Annotated in this window: 13 protein-coding genes; 7 read left to right on the forward strand and 6 right to left on the reverse strand. The window is 51.8% G+C overall.

Translation table 11 applies throughout. The annotated features are described in order from the left end of the window. Positions 1 to 141: 141 nt before the first annotated feature. Complete coding sequence (locus LC431_RS01510) at positions 142 to 828, reverse strand: tRNA/rRNA methyltransferase (RefSeq protein WP_013577078.1); 687 nt, start codon at positions 826 to 828, stop codon at positions 142 to 144. Between the two features lie 666 nt (positions 829 to 1,494). On the opposite strand from LC431_RS01510, the gene arcA reads away from it, so the two are divergent. After that, complete coding sequence (gene arcA / locus LC431_RS01520) at positions 1,495 to 2,211, forward strand: two-component system response regulator ArcA (RefSeq protein WP_013577079.1); 717 nt, start codon at positions 1,495 to 1,497, stop codon at positions 2,209 to 2,211. A gap of 91 nt (positions 2,212 to 2,302) precedes the next feature. On the opposite strand, the gene creA is transcribed toward arcA, so the two are convergent. Beyond that, entirely contained in the window at positions 2,303 to 2,785 is a 483-nt protein-coding gene (gene creA / locus LC431_RS01525; RefSeq protein WP_013577080.1) for a protein CreA, read from the reverse strand. 208 nt (positions 2,786 to 2,993) lie between these two features. On the opposite strand from creA, the gene robA reads away from it, so the two are divergent. Beyond that, positions 2,994 to 3,857 (forward strand): MDR efflux pump AcrAB transcriptional activator RobA, encoded by an 864-nt coding sequence (gene robA, locus LC431_RS01530; protein ID WP_013577081.1) that lies wholly within the window; start codon positions 2,994 to 2,996, stop codon positions 3,855 to 3,857. A 12-nt stretch (positions 3,858 to 3,869) separates the two neighbouring features. On the opposite strand, the gene gpmB is transcribed toward robA, so the two are convergent. After that, positions 3,870 to 4,517 (reverse strand): 2,3-diphosphoglycerate-dependent phosphoglycerate mutase GpmB, encoded by a 648-nt coding sequence (gpmB, locus tag LC431_RS01535; protein ID WP_013577082.1) that lies wholly within the window; start codon positions 4,515 to 4,517, stop codon positions 3,870 to 3,872. A gap of 51 nt (positions 4,518 to 4,568) precedes the next feature. On the opposite strand from gpmB, the gene yjjX reads away from it, so the two are divergent. After that, complete coding sequence (yjjX, locus tag LC431_RS01540; RefSeq protein ID WP_013577083.1) at positions 4,569 to 5,102, forward strand: inosine/xanthosine triphosphatase; 534 nt, start codon at positions 4,569 to 4,571, stop codon at positions 5,100 to 5,102. A 23-nt stretch (positions 5,103 to 5,125) separates the two neighbouring features. Here the strand turns inward: yjjX and trpR are convergent, their stop codons facing one another. Both trpR and sltY read right to left on the reverse strand, forming a co-directional pair. Beyond that, positions 5,126 to 5,461 (reverse strand): trp operon repressor, encoded by a 336-nt coding sequence (gene trpR / locus LC431_RS01545; protein ID WP_013577084.1) that lies wholly within the window; start codon positions 5,459 to 5,461, stop codon positions 5,126 to 5,128. A 56-nt stretch (positions 5,462 to 5,517) separates the two neighbouring features. Beyond that, positions 5,518 to 7,437 (reverse strand): murein transglycosylase, encoded by a 1,920-nt coding sequence (sltY, locus tag LC431_RS01550; RefSeq protein WP_173362118.1) that lies wholly within the window; start codon positions 7,435 to 7,437, stop codon positions 5,518 to 5,520. Positions 7,438 to 8,033: 596 nt separating this feature from the next. Between sltY and LC431_RS01555 the strand changes: the two genes are divergently transcribed. The 3 genes from LC431_RS01555 (at position 8,034) to ettA (ending at position 13,647) form a co-directional block, all read left to right on the forward strand. Next, complete coding sequence (locus LC431_RS01555) at positions 8,034 to 10,772, forward strand: cation-transporting P-type ATPase (RefSeq protein ID WP_223509185.1); 2,739 nt, start codon at positions 8,034 to 8,036, stop codon at positions 10,770 to 10,772. Between the two features lie 323 nt (positions 10,773 to 11,095). Then, a complete protein-coding gene (rcsA, locus tag LC431_RS01560) occupies positions 11,096 to 11,776 on the forward strand; it encodes a transcriptional regulator RcsA (protein WP_119262122.1) in 681 nt (226 codons plus the stop codon). Between the two features lie 203 nt (positions 11,777 to 11,979). Further along, positions 11,980 to 13,647 carry an energy-dependent translational throttle protein EttA gene (ettA, locus tag LC431_RS01565; protein WP_015690481.1) on the forward strand — a complete coding sequence of 556 codons (1,668 nt, stop codon included), beginning with the start codon at positions 11,980 to 11,982 and terminating at the stop codon, positions 13,645 to 13,647. A 64-nt stretch (positions 13,648 to 13,711) separates the two neighbouring features. Here the strand turns inward: ettA and LC431_RS01570 are convergent, their stop codons facing one another. Continuing rightward, positions 13,712 to 14,620 carry a LysR family transcriptional regulator gene (locus tag LC431_RS01570; RefSeq protein WP_013577089.1) on the reverse strand — a complete coding sequence of 303 codons (909 nt, stop codon included), beginning with the start codon at positions 14,618 to 14,620 and terminating at the stop codon, positions 13,712 to 13,714. Positions 14,621 to 14,720: 100 nt separating this feature from the next. Between LC431_RS01570 and LC431_RS01575 the strand changes: the two genes are divergently transcribed. Next, positions 14,721 to 15,722, forward strand: a complete 1,002-nt coding sequence (locus tag LC431_RS01575; RefSeq protein ID WP_037033476.1) for a zinc-binding alcohol dehydrogenase family protein — start codon at positions 14,721 to 14,723, stop codon at positions 15,720 to 15,722. The last annotated feature ends 13 nt before the right edge of the window (positions 15,723 to 15,735 follow it).

The following is a 15,735-nucleotide window of genomic DNA, read 5'->3' on the forward strand; positions in this document are numbered from 1 at the left end:
TTTTTTTCTATTTTCGGCAGGTTAATCACGGACAGAATGAAATGGATAATTATCTGCCTTTAAAAGCATTTCCAGTACGATCGATAACTCTGCTATCACCGCACCGGATATCGAACTGTAGCGGTAAGGATTCCCCTCACATCATTGGGTCAGTTTTTTTTCGATGTCATGTAGCAAAGTATGCAGCATTGCCGCATCGCGCTGCTGCAAAAGACCGAGACGCTGATGCAGCCAGTCGGACAATTTCTGGTCATCTTCTGCCCCGACATTTTCCAGTAATCGCCCGACCCGTGCACGCAATGCCGACAACTGTCCCGCTTCGGCATTTTCAGGTTTCACTGAGGTCACCTGATTGAGAGACGATAACTGATAACAGAATACCATCACGGCCTGCCCCAGATTCAGCGACGGGTAATCCGCCACCATCGGAACGCCGGTCAGCACATCAGCCAGTTCCAGCTCTTCATTGGTCAGCCCGGAATCCTCACGGCCAAATACCAGCGCAGCGTGATTCACCCACTGGCTTTTCTCTTCAAGCTGCACCTGCAACTCCTGAGGCGTGCAGTAATAGTGAAATTTAGCCCGGCTGCGGGCCGTCGTCGCGACAGTAAAATCAATATCAGCCAGAGCTTCTGCCAGTGTGCTGAAATGCAGAGCATTTTGCAGGATGTCCTGCGAACCATGTGCCACCCAACCGGCTTCCGGCTTGAGATGTGCCTCGCTGTCCACAATACGCAAGGAAGCAAAGCCCATGGTTTTCATTGCGCGGGCTGCCGCACCGACATTTTCCGGGCGAGCCGGTGACACTAAAATAATATGAAGTTGCATATGACGCCTTTGCAGGAAGGAAAAAGAATTTGCCGCCTGTATTTCAGCGATGAAATTTTATCCTGTTTCAGACCTATTCATCGTTTATATTCTTCACAAGAACTTAACAGTCGACTTGATATATTCCTTTATTTTATCGGAAAAGCTTAACCGGGAGGTAAAAAAGCTGCTGGCAGGGTTAAGCACGTTCCCTTAAAAAATTAGTCATTATTTTTCATATGGATATATAATAATGATACATACAGATTTTGCATTTATCTTGGGTTTCCTGAGGATTAGCTGAATCGTGTACAATAAAGGCCGAAATGTGACTCAAACGTGCATTCTTGTAAGTGTTTTTCACTGTTCTGTTACCGTGCTACAATTGAACTTGATATATGTCAACAAACCGTAATTTTGTTGGGTGGTAATTTCGACACTCGCTGTTATATTGCTGTTAATAGGGTTAGGATATGCGCCGCTTTAGGACCCCGTGGAACTGCAGAAAGTGGAATCCCTGACCGAGCTTGCGATGTTGTTGCCGTTGATGGAAATTGCATCGAGAACGCATTTACGTACTTTAGTCATGTAACGAGTGAGATGGCCAATAAGGCATCAAAATTCATTGGGATATCAAGGACTTCTGTACTCCTATTTTCTATTTGTTGGCAATCTTAGGTAGCAATCATGCAGACCCCTCACATTCTGATCGTCGAAGACGAGTTAGTGACACGTAATACGTTAAAGAGCATTTTTGAAGCAGAAGGCTACATGGTGCATGAAGCCAATGATGGCGCTGAAATGCACCACATTCTGTCCGAAAATGATATCAATCTGGTTATCATGGACATCAACCTGCCAGGCAAAAATGGCCTGCTGCTGGCACGCGAACTGCGTGAACAAGCCAGCGTTGCTTTGATGTTCCTGACCGGCCGCGACAACGAAGTTGATAAAATTTTGGGTCTGGAAATCGGCGCTGATGACTATATCACCAAGCCATTCAACCCGCGCGAACTGACCATCCGCGCACGCAATCTGCTGTCCCGCACGATGAACCTGGGTACTACCGGTGAAGAACGTCGTCTGGTTGAAAGCTACAAATTCAATGGCTGGGAACTCGATATCAACAGCCGTTCACTGATAAGCCCGCAGGGCGAACAGTACAAGTTACCGCGCAGTGAATTCCGCGCCATGCTGCATTTTTGTGAAAACCCGGGCAAAATCCAAACCCGTGGCGATTTGCTGAAGAAAATGACCGGCCGTGAGCTGAAACCTCATGACCGTACTGTTGACGTGACTATCCGTCGCATCCGTAAGCATTTCGAAGCGACTCCGGATACGCCGGAAATCATCGCCACTATCCATGGTGAAGGTTACCGTTTCTGCGGTGATCTGGAAGACTGATACAGAAGGTTGCCAACCGCTCTGCAGTCGATGTGATAAAACGTAAAGGCCAGCGAAAGCTGGCCTTTTGATTTGGATCCCTTGGTGAAACTCAAGGCTCAGCATGTCCCCACGGAATGATCGGCACCGCGCTGAGGGCATTTTTAGGTGAACCGTCCACGACTTTATCGGAATAACTCAGGTAGATAAGCGCATTACGTTTTTCATCATAAAAACGTACCACCTGCAGCTTTTTAAACACCAGAGAGGTACGTTTCTGGAAAACCACGGTGCCTTTGTCTTTGCCCTGCTTAATCTTATCGCTGAGCTCGATAGGTCCTACCTGCTGACAGGAAATCGCCGCATCCGATGTATCTTCGGCCAGACCTAATCCGCCCTTGATGCCGCCGGTTTTTGCACGACTGATATAACAAGTTACATTTTTAATATCAGGATCATCAAAGGCCTCGACCACAATTTTATGGTCCGGACCGAATAATTTGAAGACGGTATCCACTGATCCCACTTGCTCTGCACGCGCTGCTCCAGAACAAAAAATAAACATCCCAAATACAAAAATCCAACATTTATTCATTAAGTTACTCCACGTCATCAGCATGACGTTGTTTTCTAAAGAAACCACAATCAGAAAGCGTGCATTCACACTTTCGGAATGAAATACTCTGTAACACCTGTAAATAGCACAGATAGCCAAAAAAATCTTAAGCAGTCTTATCGGGAAAAAGTTGCTATTATGCCGCCCATCATTCTGTGCATTTATCTTAGTTCAACGAGGACGATCTATGGATCAAGCAGGAATCATTCGTGACCTTCTTAGCTGGTTAGAAACCCATTTAGACCAGCCCTTGTCACTCGACAATGTCGCAGCCAAGGCCGGCTATTCCAAGTGGCACCTGCAGCGCATGTTTAAAGACGTCACGAATAATGCCATTGGTGCTTATATTCGTGCCCGCCGCCTGTCGAAAGCGGCTGTCGCTTTGCGTCTCACCAGTCGCCCGATATTAGATATCGCCCTTCAGTACCGTTTTGACTCCCAACAAACGTTTACCCGGGCTTTCAAAAAACAATTCGCACAAACGCCGGCATTGTATCGTCGTGCTGAAGACTGGCATTCGTTTGGTATTTGCCCGCCTATCCGACTGGGTGCATTCATTCTGCCGCAACCGGAGTATGTCTCATTACCAGAACAGCATCTGATCGGCATGACGCAAAGCTATTCATGTACGCTGGAGCAAATCACCACGTACCGCAACGAGATGCGTCGTCACTTCTGGCGTCAATATATTGGGGAAGCGAAAACGCTGCCGCCCATTCTTTATGGCCTGCACCATTCACGTCCAAGCCAGGAGAAAGATGACGAGCAGGAAGTATTGTACACGACAGCGCTGGAAGCTCAGCACCTGCCGGAAAACGTTGAAGGTCAGCCTATTGTGTTGCAGCACGGTGAATATGCCATGTTCCACTACAATGGCACGCCGGAACGTTTGCAGGAATTTATTCTGACGTTGTACAGCACCTGTCTGCCAACATTGAAACTGACCCGCAGAAAGGGACAGGATATCGAACGCTTTTACACGAATGGCCATGCCCCCGGCACTGCGCCAACCGAAATACAGTGTGATTACCTGATCCCAATCCGCCGCTAACGCCTTCTGGCGTTAGCGTTGCAACTCGTCTAACGCGGGCAGATCAAGATGTGAGACATCGCCCGCCGTTTCCACAATCCATCCATTTGCCAGCCAGGCGCTTTGCTGGTGATCAACACGCGACAGCGAACAGTTACGCAGACGCAGACGGCGTTCCGCATAGGCAGGCAAGCCAAGGATCGTACTGATCAGACAGCCCAGCGCAATACCGTGGCTGACCAGCAGCGGCTTGCTTCCCGCCGGTAAATCCAGACAGCTGTCGAGCGCGGCACGCATACGCACGGCCAGTTCAGTCATCGTTTCACCTTCGGGGATGCGCCCTTTGGGTGAACCATCAACCATCTGCTTACGCCATATTTCTTCCTGCTCCGTCAGACCATCCAGAATACGTTCTTCCAGCACGCCCATGTGCAGTTCGCGCAAACGTGGCTCATTGATCACTTCACACCCGCAGGCATCAGCGATAATCTGCGCCGTGTGGCGGGTACGTCCTAAATCACTGGTGATAACGTGAGTGATCCCTTCTTTACGCACGCGCTCAGCAACCTGACGGGCCTGGTAAAGACCTTTAGCCGTCAGCGGGCTGTCTGACTGCCCCTGAATACGGCGGGCGGCGTTCCATTCTGTTTCGCCATGACGGACGAGATATACCTGTAACATGAGTGTTTTCCGTTATACTGCGTGAAATTTGCTAAAGGATGCTAAAACTCTATGTATCATGTTGTCGCTGCAACCACTAACCCGGCAAAAATCAAAGCTATCGCCATGGCTTTTGAAGACATTTTCGGCGCTGAGGCATTTCGCATTGAAGGCGTTGATGTCGACAGTGGTGTTCCAAATCAACCTATTGGCAGTAATGAAACCCGTACCGGGGCACGCCATCGTGTAATCGGTGCGCGTCAGGTTCGTCCCGAAGCAGACTTCTGGGTCGGCGTGGAAGCGGGTATCGAAGACAATATGACATTCGCCTGGATGGTGATTGAGAATATGCACCAGCGCGGCGAATCACGTTCAGCCAGTTTAATGTTACCTGAAATCATTTTACAGGGGATCAACCAGGGCAGTGAATTGGGGGATGAGATGGAAAAACTGACGGGTATCGCAGAGGTGAAGCGTAAAGGCGGCGCCATCGGCATTTTTACCGCCGGGAAACTGAACCGCACCAGCGTTTATCATCAGGCACTGGTGCTGGCTTTAGCGCCTTTTCATAACCCGGTTTATCAAACCCGCGCCCAGACCCATTAAAATTTCAGACTGAAACGGGCACTTCATTCGCCCGTTTTGTCTGCCAGCAGTTGCCCGCTCAACCAATCCTTTAGCGCTGCCGGAGCCGTTTTCAGGCCATTCGATCCCCGGGTTATCGTAGCGATACCGGCACCCAGCTGGCTTTTCAGTTCGCGCTGACTCATCTCTCCCCGCATCAGCTCCTGAATAATGCGTACCCGCGTTCCCAGCGCCGCACGTTCGTCAGGCGTCAGAAGCAGTTGCAGCAGATCCTGATGCAGATTTTCAGCAAAAGATTGCTGTAGCAGTGCCAGAAAGCACTGCCAGTCCTCATTGCCTTGTTGGGAAAGAGCAGGGTCAGTGATGGGTCGTTGATTCATGATTGGGCTGCCATACTATTAAACTAGTACAGCAGCTTATCATAAACGATACGGGATCAGTAACGCCTCTGCCATTCGGCATCCGTCAAAATCTTGGCCGGTTGATGTAAAAAATAGCGATAAAATGCATCATATGCCAACACATTTTTAACATATCGGCGAGTTTCGGAGAAAGGGATACTCTCAATGAACGCGACCGAATCCACCCTGCCCGCGCTGTTGCCCAGCCAGGTATTCACACGGGAAGGCCCGGCGTTGTAAGCAGCGCTGGATAAAATACGGTTGCGGCCAAACATCTGATAGACATATTCCAGATAGCTGGTGCCGATGGTGATGTTCATTTGCGGATCCAGCAGCTGAGCCGGATTGCTGTAACCCTGCAAACCAAACATATCCACGGTATGTTGCGCTGTCGCAGGCATCACCTGCATCAGACCAGAGGCTCCTACCGGCGAACGGGCTTTCGGGTTCCATGCGCTTTCCTGACGGGCAATCGCCATCGCGTAGCTTTGCGTGATGCCTTTGTCATTGGTCGCACGGCGGAATTCATCCGGCCACGCCAGCGGGAAACGTTCTTCAAGATAATCCCAAAGCTTGCCGGTAATGGTCGCCTGCACGCTGAGATCGGGCCATTTCTGCTCGAAAGCGTAACGCGCCAGTGCCGACTGCTGAGATTCAGAACGACTGCTGACCAGATAGCTCCATTCAGTGCGTGCAAGATTGTCCATCTGCCAGTACATCAGTTCACGAACGCGGGCGACTTCCGGCAATTTCGCAATGCTGGCATCAGGCTTCGCAGCCACAGAAATTTGCATCGGATAAGCAACATTCAGCTTTTGCGCGGCGGCCATCGGATAGAATCCCCGCCCCTTCATCAATGTGCGCAGCATCGCTTCACCTTGTGAGCGCTGACCGTTGTCGATCATCACTGACGCACGCCAGTACTGCCATTCATCTTCCTGCAGGGCATCCGAAGGTAAACGATCCAGCCACTGTCTCAGTCCCTGACGATCACCGGCGGCCAGCGCCATACGAATCCGACGCTCCACCAGCGTGGTGGAATGGCTGCGCAGAATAACGTTATCGCGCCATGCCGCCTGTTCCGGTGTGGCGTCGCTGCCCATATAGCGCCAGGCGACAGCTTCTTCCAGATCCAGACGTTCGCTGTCGCTCATCTTCTGCAGACGCACAAGAACGGGGATCATCGAACGGGCATTTTCCGCATCATCACGGGCGATACGCGCAAACGTAATGCTGGTGGCATTGCGGGTAAAATCAGTCGGCCCGACACTGCGCGCAAAGCTTTCAATGGTATTCGGGTTGTTTTGTAAATCCAGCAGCGCATCGCGCATGGTCTGGTAATCCGGCGGTAACTGCTTCGCCAGGAAGTTCACCAGATTCGTATTGCCGGTTTTCATCGCCAGGCCGATGCGTTGCAGCGTAGTCAATGCAGTCTGATTGCCTGCGCCCTGCCAGACGGAGAACAGCTTGTCGCAGGTATTCGGCAGTGACGTGCCGGTCAGCCAGATATCTTTCGCGCCATCAAACGCGGTTTTCTGATCGCCGGTCGCCCATTTGGCGTAATAGTAGTTGCAACGTGCAGCGACCGGTTTCGGCGGCTGCGGGCTGAAAGAGAGCAAACTGTTCCAGTCCTGACGACGCGCCAGCTCATTCACAAAGCGGGCCGGGAGGGAACGCGCAGGCGGCAATGTCGGGTTGGCTTTAACAAAGGCATTCACCTGCGCGGGCGTGGCATCGCCCAGTTCCTGCGTCAGTTGCCGGTATTCCAGATAAGGGTAAAGCGGATAATCTTCCAGCGTGGGCATCAGCTGACTGACGACGTCCAACTGATTGTTATCCCACGCCTGTTTAATCTGCATATAGTGCTGGCGTTGCGAGTCCAGCGAGTCAGCTTTCGCCACGCCCGATACTGTTACCAGCAACACGCTCATTGCCAGAGAGTGCCATTTGTCCACCTTGACCATACTTACCTTTATCCTCACGGGTTATGCCGAAACTGTTTTGCATTCTGTAGACAGCCACTACGCTAATCGATTCATTTTTAAAATTGAAGCGATGTGCGGACAGCATCACAAACTTTACACAGTGTGGTGCAAGCGACGGACAGTTACCAGACAGCGGAAGATCTATTTTCTGTCACAGAACGTGGCGGCGGGAATAATTTCTCAGGATTCAATATCCGCAATTAATTAGCGGGTATTACCCGGTAAAACGCCAATAGATAGCACCCTTACCATTTCAACCAAAATAACCACGCTGACAAAATTTAGATTTACTTACTTCAATTTACTTAGATATTTAATTCCTAAACAAACCCTAAATAAAGGGTAATTAATACCGAAATTCCTAAAGGACACATCCATCTGTTTTTAAAGAATTTTACCTATTAACGTTGATACAAAAAAAGTATTTATTGGCTCAGATCAAATTTATTCCCAGATAATTAATTATGATCACACCCTATTGTAAAATTGATTTTTTGATATTCACTATTTCGCCGTCAGGATTGAAATATTAATAGCAGCGCAGTTCATGGCTTATGGAAAAGTATATGACTCACTCAACTTCATCTGTAAAAACGAATGCCAGCCCCTCTTCTTCTGTCGCGACAGAAAACAAAAACTGGTATCAGATTAGTGGTAACGATGCCATGCAGCGTCTGGGAACTGGCGAGAATGGCCTGACCCGGCACGATGCCAGCGAGCGTCTGAAAGAATATGGCCCGAACGCCTTACCGGAAAAAGCCGCCAAAAGCGCCCTGATGCGTTTTCTGGCGCACTTCAATGATGTCCTGATTTATATCCTGCTCGCGGCTGCCATCGTCACCGGAGCCATGGGACACTGGGTCGACACGCTGGTGATTTTGGGCGTGGCCGTCATCAATGCGCTGATCGGTTTTTTGCAGGAAAACAGCGCTGAGAAATCACTGAAAAGCATTCAGAATATGCTGTCAAGTCAGGCAGTTGTCATGCGTGACGGACAGATACAAACCATCAATGCCGACCAGCTGGTGCCCGGTGATATCGTGCAGTTGCGCCCGGGAGATAAAATCCCGGCGGACTTGCGCATTGTCAGCGCGCATAACCTGCAGGTCGAAGAAGCCATTCTGACCGGTGAATCCACCGTGGTGGTGAAAAACGCACAGGTCATTGACGATGAAGTCATGATCGGCGACCGCCACAACCTGCTGTTCTCCGGCACCATGATCAGTGGCGGCACCGCAACCGGTGTGGTTTATGCCACAGGTAAAGACACCGAACTGGGTCACATCAACCAGATGATGTCGTCGATTACGCCGCAGCGCACCCCGCTGTTGCAGCAAATCGACAAACTGGGCAAAGGCATTTTCGCCCTGATTCTGCTGATGATGGCGTTCCTGTTTGTCTTCGCCTTTATCCTGCGCGATATGCCATTGGGCGAACTGCTGTTGTCGCTGATTAGCCTGGCCGTGGCTTCGGTTCCCGAAGGTTTACCGGCGATTATCTCGATTATTCTCTCCCTTGGCGTGCAGTCGATGGCGCGTAATCACGCCATTATCCGCAAGCTGCCGACAGTCGAAACACTCGGCTCCATGACGGTTATCTGCTCGGATAAAACCGGCACGCTGACCATGAATGAAATGACTGTGAAAGCCGTCATTCTGGCAGACCGCGCTTATCAGGTTGAAGGCGAAAGCTATCAGCCTAAAGGCCGGATTGTTGACGCACAAACCCGGCAACAGATTGATGTCACTCATACACCGGTGCTCAATACCTTCATCACTGCAGTTGATTTATGCAACGACAGCCAACTGATGCAGGACGATAAAGGCCACTGGGGCATTACCGGCGGGCCGACTTCCGGCGCACTGAAAGTGCTGGCGGCGAAATCAAACCTGAATACCGGCAAAGTCGAGCCGCTGGATAAAATCCCGTTCGATTCCAAACACAAATACATGTCGACGCTGCAACGCATCAACGGCAAAACCCGGTTGTTCGTGACCGGCGCACCGGACGTACTGTTCTCTTTAGCCTCGTTTGAACTGACCGAAAACGGCGTGCAGCCTTTCCGCCGGGAATACTGGGAAGAAGAGATGGCGCGCTATGCCCGTCAGGGTCTGCGCATGGTCGCTGCGGCATTGAAAGATGAGCCGGCAATCGGTGGCGACCTGAACCATAGCCATCTGCAACAGGGTCTGATTTTTGTCGGTATCGCTGGCATGATGGATCCCCCTCGCCCGGAAGCCATTGATGCGATTGCCCAGTGTCAGCAGGCCGGGATCCGCGTGAAGATGATCACCGGCGACCATCAGGAAACCGCGATGGCCATCGGCAAAATGTTAGGGATTGGCAACAGCAGTGATTCCATCACCGGTTACCAGCTCGAGCATATGGATGATGCAGAACTGGCCGCTGCCGCCAGCCAGTATGATATTTTCGCCCGTACCAGTCCCGAGCATAAATTACGGCTGGTAAAAGCGTTACAGGATGCCGGTGAAGTGGTCGGAATGACCGGTGACGGTGTCAACGATGCGCCCGCGTTGAAACAGGCTGACGTCGGTATCGCGATGGGGATCAAAGGCACCGAAGTTACCAAAGAAGCCGCTGACATGGTGCTGACCGATGACAACTTCGCGACCATCGCCAGCGCGGTCAGGGAAGGTCGTCGCGTTTACGACAACCTGAAGAAAACCATTCTGTTTATTCTGCCGACTAACCTCGCGCAGGGACTACTGATTATCCTGGCCATTCTGGCCGGGGCAGTCATCCCGCTAACGCCGGTTCAGATCTTGTGGATGAACATGGCGACGTCGACCACGCTGTCCTTCGGTCTGGCCTTTGAGCCGGGTGAGAAAGGCATGATGAGGCGCCGTCCGCGCGCGCCGGGTCAGCACGTCCTCGACCTGCATGCTGTCTGGCGTATCGCCTTCGTGGGTATTCTGATTGCCTGCAGTGCCTTTGTGCTGGAAGCCTGGATGCAACCGCGTGGTTACAGCAGCGATTTGATCCGCACCGTGCTGTTACAGACGCTGGTCACCGCGCAGTGGGTGTATATGTTTAACTGCCGCGTAATGGACCGTTTCCCGCTGACGCGCGAAGTGTTCGTCAACAAAGGGTTATGGATTGTTTCCGGTGTCTTACTGCTCCTGCAACTGGCGTTGATTTATCTGCCAGTCATGAACCAGTTGTTTGGCACCGTGCCGATGCCCCTGAAATTCTGGGGTATCACGCTGGTGGTTGGCGCGATGATCTTCGTGATCGTCGAAATCGAGAAATGGCTGGTTAACCGCTTCATCCGCAAGAAAGTCTGACGATTTATGCTTATGCCGGGTTACCTTGTGTAACCTGGCTTTTTCACATAAAAAACGTCACAATTCTGAAACTTTAGTCTTTTCCCCGCTCAATTCGTCTCAAAGATCTCACAAAACGTCCCAAAGCCCATTCTGCTGATTTACATCAATTCTTTACCGCCTTATTACTCTCTCCAGGGGCATCCCTTCTCACAGCAATGTTAGTTTTGCCAGCGTCCGGCAACTTTTACGGGAATGCCCCATCGCTATACGATCAGTTTTATAAAAACGAGCTCTCTGGCTGTACCGCAGTCAAACAAAGGCCAACAAACAGGTAACACACAATGTCATCGCTCATTGTAGATAAGTGCTATTACACACAGCTGGCATTGCATTCGCTATTGCAATTAAACGGACAACATCCGAAAGATATTCTTTCGCTTAAGGACATCGACGAACTGCAAGCGACGTGCAATTCCCTGACGCCTGAAATCATCTTCGTGAATGAAGATTGCTTTACGTCTGATGCGCAATCAGGTCACGTTCTGCGGGAGGTGATCGACGCGCATCCCGGTACGCTTTTTTTTGTTTTCATTTCCAAGGAAAACCTGAATTATCAGAACTATGTGCCGATCCGTAAAAACATCATTATTTTGTCAAAATCCATCCGGACAGCCACTATTTATCAGTTGATTGCCCATAACCTGCTGCTGGCGCGCTCGGCAGAAACGGAACAACCGCTGGATCTCACGCCGGTCAGCCTGAGCCGGACTGAATCCAGTATTCTGAAAATGTGGATGTCGGGGCTGAACACGCAAAACATTTCTCAGCACCTGAATATCAAGCAAAAAACGGTGGCGTCACACAAAGGCAATATCAAGCGTAAAGTAAAAACTCAGAATAAACAGGCTATTTATCATGTTGTTAAACTCACCGACATTCTGACATCCGGGATGTTTGTCGGGCGTATTCAGCCACTGCGCCCGGACCGCGAAACGGATGAATTCACCATTCCGTTCGGCTGATTTCTCCGCCACCTGCCGCCCGCCAGCAACATTCTTGCCTTACTGTGAACCTGATGGTTGGGAACCCGACTGAAACACGCTAAACTTCGCAGTCGGAACCCTTATCAGTCATGCCGCAATCAGGCGGGGCTGGCTTTAATTTGCCGCAGCGCCTGCCCTTCGCAGACAGCGCGCGGCCCGCAGAGAAAGAGGCTCAAAACAACGTGGCTCAATACGTATATTCCATGCATCGCCTCGGCAAAGTTGTTCCGCCGAAGCGTCATATTCTTAAGAACATCTCCCTGAGTTTCTTCCCTGGCGCCAAAATCGGTGTTCTGGGTCTGAACGGTTCAGGTAAATCCACCCTGCTGCGCATCATGGCCGGTATCGATACTGACATCGAAGGTGAAGCACGTCCGCAGCCGGATCTGAAAATCGGTTATCTGCCGCAGGAACCGCAACTGAACATGGAACACACCGTGCGTGAGTCCGTGGAAGAAGCCGTTTCTGAAGTCGTTGGCGCGTTAAAACGTCTCGATGAAGTGTATGCGCTGTACGCCGAACCGGACGCTGATTTCGACAAACTGGCGGCCGAACAGGGCAAGCTGGAAGAAATCATTCAGGCACATGATGGCCATAACCTGAACAGCCAGCTCGAACGTGCCGCCGATGCGCTGCGTCTGCCGGACTGGGATGCGAAAGTGGCAAACCTGTCCGGTGGTGAACGCCGCCGTGTGGCACTTTGCCGCCTGCTGCTCGAAAAGCCGGACATGCTGCTGCTCGACGAACCGACCAACCACCTGGATGCCGAATCCGTGGCATGGCTGGAACGCTTCCTGCATGACTTCGAAGGCACCGTTGTGGCGATTACCCATGACCGTTACTTCCTCGATAACGTGGCAGGCTGGATCCTGGAACTTGACCGCGGTGAAGGTATTCCGTGGGAAGGTAACTACTCCACCTGGCTGGAACAAAAAGATGCTCGTCTGGCGCAGGAAGCGTCTTCTGAAGCGGCCCGTCGTAAGTCTATTGAGAAAGAGCTGGAGTGGGTTCGTCAGGGCGCGAAAGGCCGTCAGTCTAAAGGCAAGGCACGTCTGGCACGCTTTGAAGAGCTGAACAACACCGAATACCAGAAACGTAACGAAACCAACGAACTGTTCATTCCACCGGGTCCGCGCCTGGGCGACAAAGTTGTCGACGTGAAAAACCTGAGCAAGTCTTACGGTGATCGCGTTCTGATCGACGACCTGTCCTTCTCCGTGCCGAAAGGCGCAATCGTCGGCATTATCGGCCCGAATGGTGCCGGTAAATCCACGCTGTTCCGTATGATGTCAGGTCAGGAAGAAGCGAACGGCGGCACCATCGAGCTGGGTGACACCGTGAAACTGGCCTCTGTGGATCAGTTCCGTGATTCCATGGATAACAGCAAAACCGTATGGGAAGAAGTGTCCGGTGGTCAGGACATCATGCGCATCGGCACCACTGAAATGCCAAGCCGCGCCTATGTGGGCCGCTTCAACTTCAAAGGTGTTGATCAGGGCAAACGCGTTGGCGAGTTGTCCGGTGGTGAACGTGGTCGTCTGCATCTGGCAAAACTGCTGCAGGTTGGCGGTAACATGTTGCTGCTCGATGAACCGACCAATGACCTCGACATCGAAACCCTGCGCGCGCTGGAAAACGCCTTGCTGGAGTTCCCTGGCTGCGCGATGGTCATTTCCCATGACCGCTGGTTCCTCGACCGTATCGCGACGCACATCCTCGATTATCAGGATGAAGGTAAAGTCGAATTCTTCGAAGGTAACTTCACCGAATACGAAGAATACAAAAAACGTACTTTAGGTGCTGAAGCGTTAGAACCGAAGCGCATCAAGTACAAAAAGATGATCAAGTAATCATCTTTCGCCTGAATATAAGGCCCGGAAACGGGCCTTTTTTATGCCTTCAATTCACTGAAATCTAGCCTGCCAGCGCCTCGCTGTAACTCTTCGCAAAGCCGTATTCTTCCAGCATAAACTCAATAAAACAGGCCAGTGCCGGAGAATTCAGTTTTCGTCCCGGATAGACCAGATACAGATCATTCCCTTCCGCTTCCCATTCCGGTAACACGCGCACCAGTGTGCCTTTCGCCACTTCGTCATGGCATAAAAATGCCGGTAACAGCGTGATACCTGCGCCTGCCAGCGCGCATTCCCGCGCATACAACAAATTGTCGGTGGTATGCGCCGCAGGCAGCAGCCAGCGGTGCCAGGTGTCGCCGCGATGTAGCACCCATTCCGACCACGCCCGGTGCGCGATACAGTGATGCGACGCCAGTTGCTGCGGCGAATCCAGAGACGGATGCTGCGCCAGATACGCCGGCGAAGCCAGCAGGTAACGCGGGCTGTGCCCCAGTTCGCGGCCAATCAGCGAGGAATCCTGTGGTTTACCCGTACGCAGCGCGATATCAAACCCTTCCTGCACCAGATCGACCAGCGCATCGGAAACGGAGACTTCCAGCGACACATCGGGATAACGCTTCTGAAACTCAACGTTCATGCGCGCCAGCAACGTCGCGCCGAGCCCCGCCGGACTGGTGATCCGCAGCCGTCCGCTCGGGTTATCGCGTAAACGGCGGATGGCCAGTTCTGCCCGTTCGCTGGCCTGCATCATCTCCTGACAGTGGATCAGGTAGCGTTCACCGGCGAACGTCAGATTAAGCTGTCGCGTCGTGCGGTTCAGCAACCGCAGGCCGACGGACTTCTCCAGCTGGCTGATGCGATGACTGACACTCGATTTGGGCAATCCTGCGCGGCTTGCGGCCTGTGTGAAGCTGCCACACTCCGCCACCAGCGCAAACAGTGCCATATCCTGCAACTGCTTAAACATGATTGTTCACCTCAGACGAACACTTTGTTAGTTATTGTCCATCTTATCAGCTTCCCGCCGGAGGACTAGACTGTCTGTATACCTAACGGAGAGAGAGAACATGACAATCAAAGCTATTGCCGTAAACCCGAAAGATCCGGCCCACTTTATCGCCGTTGAATTGCCACAACCCGTCGCAAAGGATTACGACCTGCTGGTGGAAGTGAAAGCCGTGTCGATCAATCCGGTCGATACCAAAGTGCATAAAGGCGTGCAAAAAAGCGGTCTGGACGCGCCAAAAGTGCTGGGCTGGGATGCCAGCGGCATCGTCAAATCCGTCGGCAGCGCAGTGAAAAACTTCAAAGCCGGTGATGAAGTCTGGTACGCCGGGGATATCACCCGCTCCGGCAGCAACGCGACAGAACAACTGATCGACTCACGTATTGTGTCCGTCAAACCGCAAAGCCTGAACTGGGCTGAAGCCGCTGCCATGCCGTTAACCACGCTGACCGCCTGGGAAGCACTGTTCGAGCACCTTAAAATCCAGGACGCGTCTGCCGATAAAACCCTGCTGATCATCGGCGGGGCCGGTGGCGTGGGTTCGCTTGCGATCCCGTTCGCGTCACTGCGCAGCAAAGTGAAAGTTATTGCCACTGCTTCGCGTCCGGAATCCGCACAATGGTGTCTGGATCGCGGTGCGGATCTGACCGTGAACTATAAAGATCTGAAAGGTGAACTGGCCAAACACGACATCAGACAGGTGGATTTCATTCTGTGCCTGAATGACACTGACGGTCACTGGGAAGCGATCTCTGATCTGATCGCACCGATGGGTCACATCTGTACCATCGTTGAAAATGAACATCCGCTGGATATGAATAAACTGAAGCTGAAAAGTGCCGCACTGCACTGGGAACTGATGTACACCCGCAGCATGTTTACCACGCCGGATATTGCCGAACAGGGCGAAATTCTTAAGCAGGTCGCGGCGCTGGTTGATGAAGGCAAAGTACAAACCACACTGAGTGAAACCCTTTCTGGCCTGACAGTGGAAAGCATCGAAGCCGCCCACGCCAAAGTGCTCGACGGCCATATGCAAGGTAAAGTCGTCGTCGCCTTCTAAGCACGATGCCGCT

It is taken from the genome of Rahnella sp. GSA61A, from assembly GCF_019969905.1.
GTDB classification, from domain to species: Bacteria; Pseudomonadota; Gammaproteobacteria; order Enterobacterales; family Enterobacteriaceae; genus Rahnella; species Rahnella aceris.

Bases quoted from the DNA above. Each gene is read 5' to 3' on its own strand.
- trpR (WP_013577084.1), bottom strand. From the start codon at position 5,461: ATGAATCAACGACCCATCACTGACCCTGCTCTTTCCCAACAAGGCAAT.
- LC431_RS01570 (WP_013577089.1), bottom strand. From the start codon at position 14,620: ATGTTTAAGCAGTTGCAGGATATGGCACTGTTTGCGCTGGTGGCGGAG.
- gpmB (WP_013577082.1), bottom strand. From the start codon at position 4,517: ATGTTACAGGTATATCTCGTCCGTCATGGCGAAACAGAATGGAACGCC.
- robA (WP_013577081.1), top strand. From the start codon at position 2,994: ATGGATCAAGCAGGAATCATTCGTGACCTTCTTAGCTGGTTAGAAACC.
- LC431_RS01555 (WP_223509185.1), top strand. From the start codon at position 8,034: ATGACTCACTCAACTTCATCTGTAAAAACGAATGCCAGCCCCTCTTCT.
- arcA (WP_013577079.1), top strand. From the start codon at position 1,495: ATGCAGACCCCTCACATTCTGATCGTCGAAGACGAGTTAGTGACACGT.
- creA (WP_013577080.1), bottom strand. From the start codon at position 2,785: ATGAATAAATGTTGGATTTTTGTATTTGGGATGTTTATTTTTTGTTCT.
- LC431_RS01510 (WP_013577078.1), bottom strand. From the start codon at position 828: ATGCAACTTCATATTATTTTAGTGTCACCGGCTCGCCCGGAAAATGTC.
- LC431_RS01575 (WP_037033476.1), top strand. From the start codon at position 14,721: ATGACAATCAAAGCTATTGCCGTAAACCCGAAAGATCCGGCCCACTTT.
- yjjX (WP_013577083.1), top strand. From the start codon at position 4,569: ATGTATCATGTTGTCGCTGCAACCACTAACCCGGCAAAAATCAAAGCT.
- rcsA (WP_119262122.1), top strand. From the start codon at position 11,096: ATGTCATCGCTCATTGTAGATAAGTGCTATTACACACAGCTGGCATTG.